This window comes from Streptosporangium sp. NPDC003464 (assembly GCF_053588315.1).
This window is the reverse complement of record NZ_JBSFPS010000496.1, coordinates 1-2,790: the sequence shown is the minus strand read 5'-3', so window position 1 is coordinate 2,790 and position 2,790 is coordinate 1. Positions and strand designations below refer to the sequence as shown.

At 69.5% G+C, this 2,790-nt stretch carries 1 protein-coding gene and 1 pseudogene; both read right to left on the bottom strand.

Annotated elements, in window-relative coordinates:
- Positions 1-216 precede the first annotated feature (216 nt).
- A complete protein-coding gene (locus ACWDS7_RS47745; protein WP_451934712.1) occupies positions 217-1,194 on the bottom strand; it encodes a PLP-dependent cysteine synthase family protein in 978 nt (325 codons plus the stop codon).
- Positions 1,195-1,602: 408 nt separating this feature from the next.
- A pseudogene (locus ACWDS7_RS47740) lies at positions 1,603-2,627 on the bottom strand (IS5 family transposase).
- Between the last annotated feature and the right edge of the window lie 163 nt (positions 2,628-2,790).

Genomic DNA, 2,790 nt, shown 5'->3' with positions numbered 1-2,790 from the left:
CGGCCGCGGGTGTAGTCCTCGATCCAGCGGTCCAGGCCCCACCCCTTAGCTTTTAGCTCAGTTAACTGCACTTGCTTCACCTGGTTGATCATGGCTCTCCGTGCCTTGATCAAGGAGTGTGAGAGCTGGCGCATCGATCGGCCGGGCTGGCAAGTCACCGAAGTTCGTCAACACCCGCCGCTCATCCGGCTACCACAAGCCGCACGCCGGCGTAGGTCACAAGCTGGTGCGCTGCCTCAGAGTGTCCGTGTACTGTCCGACGTCCAGCCCTTTCCCGGCGGCCCACCCGTCGTCGTGACAGGTCGCCAAATGTCGATCAGCCGCATCGCCGATCAGCGACACCACCGTGCCGGTCTCGCCCCTGGCCCGCATGCGCTCCACCAGCTCCAGCGCCGCCCACAACGCGGTGCCCGACGAGGCGCCAACTGGCAGCCTGGTCACCTCGCGGATGTGCCGGGCCGCCGCCACACTGGCCGCGTCGGGCACGGGGACGACCAGGTCCACGAGGTCGGGCCGGAAGCCAGGCTCGACGCGTGGCCGTCCGATGCCCTCGATCCGCGAGGGCATCCCGGTACCGTAGTCGGGTACGTCGAGGGTCCATCCCGGGAAGTAAGCCGAATTCTCGGGATCCGCCACCGCGACCCGGCAGTCCTCACCGTGGGCCCGGATCCACTGGCCGAGGGCGGCCGAGGTCACGCCGGTGCTCGCGCCCGTCACCACCCAGTCCGGCCGCACCTGCCCGAACAGCTCCTCCGCCAGGTCGTGCGGCGCGGCCCGTCCGAACTGGTCCAGGAAGTGCCCGTCGATCTCCCGTGCGGCGTTGTAGATCGCCAGCGGCGGCGTCACGAATCGGCACTCCCCGCCCAGTTCCTCCACCGGCCGCGCCCGCGCCTGGCTGCGCTCGCCCGGCATGACCACGATGTACGGCAGCCCGAGCCGCCGCGCGAACCAGGCCTGCGCCACGGCTGCGTTGCCGCCGGTTGCCTCCACCACGGTCACCCCCTCGGTGACCGACCCGTCGAGCACGGCCCGGCGGAACAGGGTCCTGGCGTGCCGGTGCCGCAGGCTCCCCGTCGGCTGCGTGGACTCGTCCTTCAGTAGCAGCCTGATCCCGGGCGCCGATACCGGGAAGTCAATCAGCGGGGTGGGCTCACCCACCGCCAGCACTTCGAGCGCTCGCGCGTTCCAATTCACCGTCCCACCATGTCAGGCGCGGCCCAAAAGACCGTGCCCGTTCGCCACGAGCGAGCCAGTCAGGGAGTCCGCGCGCTCCCTGAAATGACCGTCGCGGTTGCCCGATCAGCCCAGGTGCAGATAGTCGAACATAGCCTCGAACCTCCGGCTTGTGGCACGGTGCCGGCGGTGAGCATCTCTTCGGCCAGGGTGTAGGCGCCGGCGATGTGGCAGCGCTGCGGGGCGCGGGTGTCGTCCAGGACGACGATGCCTTCCCTTTGGGAGGGACCGGCGCGGGCCACCTGGACAGTGCGGATGCCGTGGGCGCGCAGCAGTGGATAGATGTGCTCTTCGACCAGGCGGCCGGTCTCGGGCCATTCACTGCCCGTCTGCGCAGTCAGCGCGACCAGGAGCTGTTCGGAGTTCGGATCATGTGGTTGAGGTGAGGAGCTTCAGCCACATGATCGAGCCTCGGAGGTAGAGTCCGGCCTCGTAGCTTTTCGGGGCCTTGTCGTAGCGGGTAGCCGGACCGCGCCAGGACTTGATCCTCTGGAAAACAGCGTTCGACGGTGCTGCGCTGCCGGTAGCGCTCCGGATCGAAGACGACGGGCCGCCCGCCGGCTGCACCCTTCCTCGTCCGGTTGACCCGCTGATCGGCCTTCTCCGGGATGACCGCGGTGATCCGGCGGCGGCGCAGATGGGCACGGTTGGCCTTGGAGGAGCAGGCCTCGTCCGCGGCCACCGCAGCGGGGCGGGTACGAGGCCGGCCGACCGGACCGGGGATGCGGACCTTGTTCAAGACAGCGATGAGCCGCGGGCGGTCAGCGGTCTGCCCGGGCGTGAGCACGAAGGCCGGCGGCAGCCCGGCGACGTCGAGTGCGGCATGGACCTTGCTGCTCGGTCCGCCTCGGGACCGGCCAAGCCCGACAGCCTCTGCCCGGGCCTTGCGGCGTCGCCACATGACGGCACGATCCTGGCCCGACGACGCGTCCGCGCCGCCGGCGCCGGACCTGACCTGCGGCGCACCACCCGCAGCACCGGCGGCTGCCCCGGAAGCCGAGCCCCCTTTTTTTCTCGGTCAGCGCCTGCTCCAGCGCATCCAGGGTCTCCCCGGCGACCGCCGGCCCGGCCGACTCCTGATGCGCCCGCACGACCGTGGAGTCCACACTGACCAGTTCCAACCCGACCTGCCCGCGCGATACGGCCTCGGCGATCAACGCGTCCATCAGCGCCCGGAACACCCCGGCTCTGGCCCAGCCGCTGAACCGGAAGTAGAGCGTGGACCAAGGCCCGTACCGTTCCGGGACATCACGCCGGCCGGACCCGGTGCGGAACCGCCACAGGATCCCGTTGAACTGATCACGCACCCGCCGGGGCAGCGGCCCGGTAGCCGCCACCGGCAGATGCGGCTCGATCAACGCCCACTCGGCATCGGTCACATCAAAGCGCGCCACGTCCGAGTTCTACCAGCCACGGCCAGCCCGCCACCGGGCCTCACCTGGATCCGAACCCCGAACAACTCCTAGTACTACAGCCTGATTTCGTGATTCTTAGGGGTAGCGTGCCGTTCTGTGACGACTGCTGATGATCTGCGGGAGTGGGCTGCAGGGCTGGATG